This window comes from Paenalicyclobacillus macrosporangiidus (assembly GCF_900116805.1).
In the GTDB taxonomy this organism is placed as follows: domain Bacteria; phylum Bacillota; class Bacilli; order Alicyclobacillales; family Alicyclobacillaceae; genus Alicyclobacillus_H; species Alicyclobacillus_H macrosporangiidus.
In genome coordinates, this window is the sequence record NZ_FPBV01000053.1 from 1 (window position 1) to 4,613 (window position 4,613).

Below are 4,613 nucleotides of genomic sequence, written 5' to 3' on the forward strand. Positions count from 1 at the left end.
GTTATTTTCCACGCCTTGGAGCTTGCGAATCCACTCAAGAACTGCGAAGCTATTGACAGAAGCCATCGTTGCGTTCCTCCTACTAGTTTGTTTCGCCACACTCTAGTAGACACGCACGGTGGCTTCGTCGTCAATTGTGGACGACGCATTTTACACCACTACTTGAGACTTTAACTGACGGAAGGCAATATTATTCAAGGCCATTTTACTTCGACCCCAATTGCCGATACGGATATGAAGGAGTTTGGGACATTGAGGCGGCCAAAAGGATCATTCAACGATATCGTTTACGTCCCTTTCATTTTAAGGTTTCCGAGTTGATCCGATCGATTGAACCCGACAATTTGGACCTGTTGCGATTAAGGAAAAGGGATCATCCAGCCAATCAAGAGCCTGTCATCATTGCGTTATACGATCCACTCAATTTGCTTTGTCCAATTGAAACATTGTTGTTACACTGAATTATCTTGCCGGTTATATTCCTAAACCGCATTTCCTTCGTTTGCGCCCAAATCGCAGACTTTATATCGTTTAAAGTAGGGAACCCGAATTAACGCTTGTTTTTTTTGCGTGTTCGGATTCCATTTCGTCGCGCCGTGTCTAGGATTTTTCTGACCAACTCGTCAGCTTTTTCCGGACTGATTGTTACGCTCATGTTCATCCCTCCAATAGCCAGTATTGACAGTTTTCAAGCTTGGCATACCTCCCCCCTCCCCTTTCATATACAAATATTAAGTCTACAACAAAGCAACAGTGTTGCTAGGATAAACGTGAGCGTCACGGAGCTGACCGGCCCGCTGGACAGCGAGCCGGATCGCCGCTTTGTGCTCACCGCGCGAAAAGCGACCGTCCGCCTCGATTCGGGCGCCGAAGTGGAGGCCTGGACGTTCAACGGCCAGATCCCCGGACCTGAGCTTCGCATCCGGCAAGGCGAGCTGGTTGAGGTGGCGCGGGTCTCTGGATGGACCATTGCCACAACCTGGAGCATGCCGCAGCGGGGATGGCGATGCACCTCGCTTACGAAGGGGTCACCACGCCGTTTGAAGTCGACCGCGCGACGAACAATCACCCGGAATAACCGGGACATCGAAAGGGGGAATGGTTATGCTGATGTACGCGATTGCCCTTTTCCTGATTCTGGGGGCGGCAATATTTGCGCTGCAGGCGGTTCAGATGCACGTCAGAAAAGAGGAAGAAGCGAATCTTTACTGGTTCGCGTCGGCCGGTTGCCTCGCCGTACCGGTCATCGGCTTCCTGATCATCCGGTTTTTTTGACGCGGCAATAAAGCCGGGTGCGGATCAAGGACGAGGTCGTCCCTTGCCGCGCCCGGCTTCATGAACTTTCATGACCGCTCGAATACAGCTTTCCCGCCTTCTGCATTCCTGGTTACTCTTACTTTATCCCCGGTCATGAACATGACCGAGACCATTGCCAAAACCGCGGGAACAATCCCCCACAAGAACGTATGCGCAATTGAGGCGGAGAGCGCGTTTCGGACGGCATCCAGCATTTCCGCCGACATTTGGGCGCGAAGTTCCGGCGCCAGAATCGACTGCGGCTCGAGCAGAATGCCTCCCGGAATTTCGACCGCATCTCCCAAATTGCCAATAAACGCGTTCCGCTGAATAACCCCAAAAACCGTAATCCCTATCGTCATGCCCAACGAACGAAGAAACACTACGGATGATGTAGCCGCGCCACGCTGCCGCATATCGAAATGATGAACGGCCGACTGCGTCAAGACAGACATCGAAACACCAATTCCCATTCCGGTTACAATCATGAATGCCGTTACCATGGAGCGCCACAATTCCGGTGACAATCGACTAAGGAGACACATGCCGGCCATATATAACAGGGCGGAACCGATCATCAGGCTCCGATAACTGATTCTCGACGTTAGCCTGCCGCCGATTTGACTAAACAACACACTGGTGATCAACATCGGCATTAAGATTGTACCCGAGCTGGTAGCCGTACCTCCGAAAACACCCTGGATAAAAATCGGAACGTACACCATAGCGACAACAAATCCCGCTCCGTAAAAGAAAGCAGCTGCAATGCTGGCCGTGTACAAGCGGTTTCTGAACATACGGAACGAAATGATCGGCGCATCCGCCTTTTTCTCCGCAATGACAAATCCGGAAAAAAGGATGCAGAACAAGAGGAATAAGCTCACGATAACGCCGGATTCCCAATCATACTTGCTTCCTCCAAGTTCCAGCGCGAACATAAGGCAGACGATCGACCCGATCAAGGTCACTGCCCCCCACCAATCGATCTTCTGCTTGGCGCGTACCGGCGACTCATGATAGAACGGCACAATGAGCAAACATGCGATCACACCGATCGGCACGTTGATATAAAAGACCCAGTTCCATCCGAGATGATCCGTAATGACGGCTCCAATCAATGGACCGAAAATACTGGACGCGCCGAAAACAGTCCCGGTTAGTCCGGATATTTTCCCCCGCTTCTCGGGAGGGAAGATGTCAAACAAGATTGCCAGCGCGATAGGCATAATGGCCCCGCCGCCGACACCCTGAATGGCTCGAAAAACGCTCAGTTGAACGATGCTGGTCGCAAAACCGCACAGGATGGATCCGATCAGGAACAGAATCAGGCCGAATACGAAAAACCGCTTGCGCCCGTACATATCGGATAACTTGCCGAATATCGGAGTGCCAGCCATGGAAGTCACCATATAGGCCGATGTGACCCATATGAAATTTTCCATCTCTCCGAGTTCGGACACGATCGTTCCCATGGAAGCCGCAACAATGGTGTTATCCATCGATGACATCAATATCCCCAACATGAGTCCGGCAACGACGCAATACATTTTTTTCGGCTGTTCCACCATCGTGAATCACTCCTCGCCAAAGGATGACAGGTTGCTTTCGCTCAAACCAGGTTTTACGGTAAAATAAAATTGAGACGGCAGCATATTGTATGTAACCTTATTAATAAAGTTACTGATAGTAAGTTTACTTATTAAAATGGAATACGTCAAGGAGGAATATGATGTCTTCACACAAGACGGACACTCCGGAAGTCGATGTGCTGGATGCGCTCATTCGCACCGCTCACTATATGAAGCGCGAATTTGAGTCGCGTTTGTCGTCCATGGATATCCCTCCATTTTTAACCGGACCGCGTCTTCGCCTGCTTGTCGCCGTTGCCCAAAATGAACCGGTCCGAATGAGCGACCTGGCCGCTATCATGGATATTAAAGCGATCACGGTAACCCAATTCGTCGATGCCCTGGAGAAAGAACATTTGCTTGTACGCTTTCCCGATCCGAAGGATCGCCGGGCAACGCTCATCAAGTTGACCGACCAGGCGCCTGCTTTGATTCAACGCGGACTTTCGGCTGCGGCAAAAGTGAAGGAGGAGTTGCTCGAACCTTTGCCGATGGAATTGCGCAAACAGCTTATCGATATCCTTTCGCAGCTTGTAGACTTCAAGAAGATATGCATTTTTGATACGAAAGTTCAGCATAGCGATGCAATCGAGTAAGAGGGGGCGGCGGTAGTGTCCCGTCAAGTGGTGTAATTTCACCGCTTGTGTCTAGAGTGTGACAAGTGTCACCTTGTCCTGTCGATCGTCGCTCCTACCGGTTGAATTTCCGCAGCCAGGGGACAAAGCCAAGGCTTGCGTGGAACTAGGCGCCACCTCTCGCCACCTCTCGCCACCTCTTTCTCAACTATTTCTGCAGCATAACGTCCGATACCAGCAACGTTCGGTCTGGCTTTAGCTTCGCCATGGACTCCAGACTGAAGTAGCGTCGAGACACTAGCCACTCTTCATGCTGCTCCTGCAGGATGGCCCCCATGAGGCGTACCACGGACTCCCGATTCGGGAATATTCCGACGACGTCCATCCGCCGCCTCATTTCTCGGTTTAGCCGCTCCAGCGGATTGGTGGAGCAGATCTGCCGCCAGTGCTCGCCAGGCAGCGCCATGAACGCCAACACGTCATCCTCGGCCTCCTGCAGGATTTGCATCGCCTTCGGGAACTTGTTCTCCAATTGCTTCACCACGTTCCGTAGTTGCGCCCTGGCTGCCTCTTGCGTGGGTTGTGCGAAGATCGTGCGGATGATGGCTGCCACCATCGACTGCTGCTTCTTCGGCACCTGGCTGAGTACGTTGCGGATGGTGTGCACCTTGCATCGCTGCCATGCAGCGCCCGTCAACACCTCCGAGATGGCCTGCCGAAGCCCAAGATGAGCATCGCTAACCACGAGCTTGACGCCCCGTAGACCACGTTCCTTCAGGGCCCTCAAAAACTCGGTCCAGAACGCCCCATCTTCACTGGTCCCCACATCGAATCCCAATACTTCACGCTCTCCAGTGTCCGTTACGCCAATGGCCACCACGAAGGCCATGCTCTGCACGCGTCCACCTTCCCGAACCTTGGGGAATGTGGCGTCCAACCAGATGTACGGATACTCCCGCTCCAAGGGCCGCTCCTTGAACTGGCGGACAGTCTCATCCAACTGCTTGCAAAGGCGAGAAACCTCGCTTTTGCTGATACCATCTAACCCCAGTGCTCGTACCAAGTCGTCCACCTTTCGGGTGCTGACCCCGTTGACATACGCCTCCTGTACGAC

At 52.5% G+C, this 4,613-nt stretch carries 4 protein-coding genes and 2 pseudogenes; 4 read left to right on the top strand and 2 right to left on the bottom strand.

Annotation, left to right across the window (positions count from 1 at the left end; genetic code table 11):
- Positions 1–653 precede the first annotated feature (653 nt).
- The 3 genes and pseudogenes from BM357_RS20020 to BM357_RS20030 all read left to right on the top strand — a co-directional run.
- Positions 654–938, top strand: a pseudogene (locus tag BM357_RS20020) (hypothetical protein); the annotation flags it as partial.
- 20 nt (positions 939–958) lie between these two features.
- Positions 959–1,078, top strand: a pseudogene (locus BM357_RS20025) (hypothetical protein); the annotation flags it as partial.
- A 26-nt stretch (positions 1,079–1,104) separates the two neighbouring features.
- Positions 1,105–1,275, top strand: a complete 171-nt coding sequence (locus BM357_RS20030) for a hypothetical protein (protein WP_175511591.1) — start codon at positions 1,105–1,107, stop codon at positions 1,273–1,275.
- Positions 1,276–1,343: 68 nt separating this feature from the next.
- Here the strand turns inward: BM357_RS20030 and BM357_RS18290 are convergent, their stop codons facing one another.
- Positions 1,344–2,864, bottom strand: a complete 1,521-nt coding sequence (locus tag BM357_RS18290) for an MDR family MFS transporter (protein ID WP_074956788.1) — start codon at positions 2,862–2,864, stop codon at positions 1,344–1,346.
- Positions 2,865–3,025: 161 nt separating this feature from the next.
- On the opposite strand from BM357_RS18290, the gene BM357_RS18295 reads away from it, so the two are divergent.
- Positions 3,026–3,520: a MarR family winged helix-turn-helix transcriptional regulator gene (locus BM357_RS18295; protein WP_074956790.1), complete on the top strand. Its 495-nt coding sequence runs from the start codon at positions 3,026–3,028 to the stop codon at positions 3,518–3,520.
- 187 nt (positions 3,521–3,707) lie between these two features.
- Here the strand turns inward: BM357_RS18295 and BM357_RS18300 are convergent.
- A partial coding sequence (locus tag BM357_RS18300; protein WP_083430681.1) for an IS256 family transposase occupies positions 3,708–4,613 on the bottom strand: 906 nt, incomplete at its 5' end.